General features: G+C 44.7%; 4 protein-coding genes. 1 reads left to right on the top strand and 3 read right to left on the bottom strand.

The window, feature by feature from the left end; genetic code table 11:
* Window positions 1–147: 147 nt before the first annotated feature.
* From ACWA6V_RS20000 to ACWA6V_RS19990, 3 genes are all read right to left on the bottom strand, one after another.
* The gene (locus ACWA6V_RS20000; RefSeq protein ID WP_449524143.1) at window positions 148–792 is read right to left on the bottom strand and encodes a glycine-rich domain-containing protein; all 645 of its coding nucleotides are present in this window, start codon (window positions 790–792) and stop codon (window positions 148–150) included.
* Between the two features lie 65 nt (window positions 793–857).
* The gene (locus tag ACWA6V_RS19995; protein WP_449524142.1) at window positions 858–1,316 is read right to left on the bottom strand and encodes a GNAT family N-acetyltransferase; all 459 of its coding nucleotides are present in this window, start codon (window positions 1,314–1,316) and stop codon (window positions 858–860) included.
* Between the two features lie 402 nt (window positions 1,317–1,718).
* The gene (locus ACWA6V_RS19990) at window positions 1,719–2,270 is read right to left on the bottom strand and encodes a TetR/AcrR family transcriptional regulator (protein WP_449524141.1); all 552 of its coding nucleotides are present in this window, start codon (window positions 2,268–2,270) and stop codon (window positions 1,719–1,721) included.
* A 117-nt stretch (window positions 2,271–2,387) separates the two neighbouring features.
* On the opposite strand from ACWA6V_RS19990, the gene ACWA6V_RS19985 reads away from it, so the two are divergent.
* A partial coding sequence (locus ACWA6V_RS19985; RefSeq protein WP_449524140.1) for a hypothetical protein occupies window positions 2,388–3,041 on the top strand: 654 nt, incomplete at its 3' end.

The raw sequence follows: 3,041 nt of genomic DNA, 5'->3' as shown, positions 1-3,041 counted from the left end.
GAAGAGAAAAAATTACAGCGGGAAACCTGTGAGTATGAGTTTGAGTATTTGCATTAAATTGCCAACGAAATTTACTGTAGGGGCGCTGCTTGCCGCGCCCAGATTTTTATCCGGTAATTCGGGCGCAGCAAGCGGGGCCCCAACAATCTAGTCACCTCCACCACCACACCCACCTCCTCCATCACTACCGCAGCCGCCGCTTGAACCACTACAGCCGCCACCGCAACCAATATGGCTCGCACAAAATCCTCCTCCTCCACCGTCATCGTTTCTTTTTTCGCAATCTAACGAGTAACGAAAACCACCGGGAATGGACAAGAGGGAATCCAACACAAAAATCAGCGGCAATCGTGTTGGGCTTTGGGGGTTGATAGATTCAAGCGCACAAGCCAATCGCCAGGCCCGTTTAATTCCGTCTTGCGCATGGGTTTTATCTATCATCGCTTCTGCCGGAACATGATCCAAATAACGCCCGAATGCGCCATTACAAAAATCGCGATAGGCTTTGGTGTTCAAAATAAACTCATGCCAAAAATCATCCACAATTTGCGATGGCATAGCGACCATGCGTTTGTTGGCTTTAAGGCACATTAAAAAATATTGCCGCATTCCCTTTTGAACGACGGACAATTGGGTGGGATTAAGGTGCGGATGTTTTTGCCCAAGTTTTTCTTGTATGTAGCGGGGAAATTTATAGGTGGTTATATAGGTAGTACGTCTATGGCCTTTTGCACCCAAATAAAAAACGGTTGCAGACAACAACAGTATTGATCCTAAAATAAAATAAAACATCGCGGTTCCTATTTGATGGATTGCGCAGTCAACCAAAGTTTTTTCGCGTAGATTGTCTGTGTCTTCTATGCGGATCTAACCACCGCGAACTCTAACTTAGGCAACATTCTTTCCTGGGGCTCGCTGTAAACCTCGCCAACTTTTAATGCGCCTTTCTTTAAATAAAACCCTTCAGCATCCGGGTCAGATGTGATGTAAAAGTTGGATATATCCAATCGATCACATTCAGCAAGAATCTGCGCAAACACCAAATTGCCGTACCCATTCCCAATCGCATGTGGCAATAACCAAAGATGATCAAGTTCATTGGTATCGCCTTTCACTATGGCGAAAAATCCAATCACCTCATCACCTCTCAAAATTAGTTTGACGGTATTGCGAGCAATATAGGTTTCTTCAAACCTTAAATTAGATTTCCACTCCTCAAGCTGCTCATGAGAATAACCCCAATAGCCCTTGGATGCGATTAAGGTATCTCGGAGAAATTCAGCATGTTTTACTTCGGCATCTATAAAATGGAGCATTTTTTATACCTAAGAAATACATATAATTTTAGCTATTCATTCACGATATATGCCCGTATTTCTTCGCACTTGAAGCAGCCTTCCAACCCATAGCACGACTCAATACTAACCCGGTGAAACGTACCACTAAGTATTCGCATAGTATCGATAACGCTGTTTGGTATGTATTCAGATAGATCTACCGCAGAAACACCGTGAAATTGGATTTTTATGAGCGCCTCAAGCGCCTTGTTCACATCTATATAGTTGATGTCCATTTCAATAGCATCACCGTGTCTCGCAAAAGACAAAATTTGCCCATCGCTAAACATCGGCCAATAACCAAAGTAAGCACGGATTTCTTCTTGGTATTTAATAATATTCATAATTGTAGAAAAATGACCCTCTCCCCATGACCCCCCCTCACACAGAAGGAATAGCAATCGCTCTACTGGTAAGCATCAACTGTTGAGCAAGTTTATCGGGGGTGGTGGCATATACACCTGTCAGCCAGTCGCTCAATAAAGAGAGTTGAGTGGCGGCCAGTGCCTGAGCAATAGCGGACACAGGAACATAGCGATTAAGTGAAGGTGAAGACATGTTTTGTAATTGCTCGACAAGTATCTGGCTAAGGCAACGGCTGACATGCTTGCGTGTAGTGCCAGTCAATATAGGGCGAGCAAAACTTCTGTTCTGCCAAAAATGCTCCAGTATCCCCTGTACATCCAACACCTTGTTCGGGGGTAACATCGCAGAGGCCAAAACAGTCATCGGCCAGCGCAAACTCGCATAGAGTAGATCGTCTTTGTTTTTATAATGCTCATAAAACGTCGAGCGCCCCACATCGGCCTTGGCGATGATGTCTGCAATTTTTATCTTGCTGTAAGGCTGCGATAACACCAGTTCGAAAAACGCGTTGCGCAACGCTAACCCTGTGCGCTCTGCTCGCTTGTCTCCTTCAAATTCCTCTGTCACACAATTTACCCAAGGTTTTGTTGTAGATACCGGACATTCTAATCGTATTGTCCGCCAACTATCCATATGCGCTTGCTAGGCTGGCACTGCATTTAAATAATTATCTCTGGAGGCATCGTGTTAAACGAAAACGAACAAAGAACACATTCGTATTACCGTCTTATTGGCTGGAGCTTAATTGCCCTATCCATATTGGCGAACGCGGGTATGGCTCATCACCCGTATATCAGCGCGTCGCAACCTGAAGCCCAAATTGAACAAATGGCTCAAATTGCCGGGCTGACTATGCATGTGCACGGCTTGCTAATTTTGGTGCTACTCATCTACGTTTGGTTATTTACACTTTATGGTGCTGCAAAAAACACCCCTATCGTTTGGATCGGAAGTGGTTTATTTGCAGCAGGCGGATTAGCGATGGCTGGCGCAGCCTTGATTAGCGGTTTTCTCGCACCGGCAATGGTGCTGGGAGCAGAGATCAATACCGCTGAGCAATTGGCAATTTTCAAATTTCAATCGCGCTTATTGATGCAATCGAATCAGGTGCTAGCGAATGCAGGAACCTTTGCATGGCTATGTGCGGTGATCTGTTGGAGCGGCAATCTGGTTCAAGATAACAAACTCTTTCGTTGGGTAGGATTAGCAGGTTTATTAATCGGCACAATCAGCTTGTTCATAATAGCTACTGGAAAGTGGCATTTGAATGTGAAAGGAATGAGTTTATTTGTGTTAGTTATTACCACCTGGTTTTGTGCACTTGCGTGTTGTTTGTTG

The sequence above is a fragment of the Cellvibrio sp. genome, assembly GCF_053579595.1.
The sequence above is the reverse complement of the archived record's forward strand: the minus strand, read 5'-3'. Positions and strand labels throughout refer to the sequence as shown.